Source organism: Mesorhizobium sp. M1A.T.Ca.IN.004.03.1.1, from assembly GCF_003997555.1.
In the GTDB taxonomy this organism is placed as follows: domain Bacteria; phylum Pseudomonadota; class Alphaproteobacteria; order Rhizobiales; family Rhizobiaceae; genus Mesorhizobium.
Window position 1 is genome coordinate 1 of the sequence record NZ_RZTV01001099.1, and the last position, 235, is coordinate 235.

General features: G+C 61.3%; 1 pseudogene. It reads left to right on the top strand.

The annotated features are described in order from the left end of the window. Positions 1 to 44: 44 nt before the first annotated feature. A pseudogene (locus EOD29_RS35085) lies at positions 45 to 235 on the top strand (HAD family phosphatase); the annotation flags it as partial.

Below are 235 nucleotides of genomic sequence, written 5' to 3' on the forward strand. Positions count from 1 at the left end.
CAAGACCCAGGCTTTCGGCCCAGATTTCAGCAAGGCGTGAACATATGGACGGCTTCGACCCCATCATCTTCGACTGCGACGGCGTTCTCGTCGATTCCGAAATCATCGCGGCGGAAGTCGAATCCGCGCTGCTGACGGAGGCCGGCTACCCGATCGGCGTCGAGGAAATGGGCGAGCGTTTCGCCGGCATGACATGGCGCAACATCCTGCTGCAGATCGAGCGCGAGGCGAGCAT